This is a genomic window from Peptoniphilus sp. HMSC062D09 (assembly GCF_001811425.1).
GTDB lineage: Bacteria > Bacillota > Clostridia > Tissierellales > Peptoniphilaceae > Peptoniphilus_A.
On sequence record NZ_KV804746.1, the window covers coordinates 1,719 to 1,926 of the forward strand.

Genomic DNA, 208 nt, shown 5'->3' on the forward strand with positions numbered 1-208 from the left:
GGATCACCCCCGCCCACGCGGGGACTACCGCTTGTAGGTGATTTATTGTAAATTCCTTCCAGGATCACCCCCGCCCACGCGGGGACTACAATAACTTATTCTGCCGATATTATTTGCAGGAAGGATCACCCCCGCCCACGCGGGGACTACTTCGCGTGGTGGCTATGATTGAGCTATCATTCAGGATCACCCCCGCCCACGCGGGGAC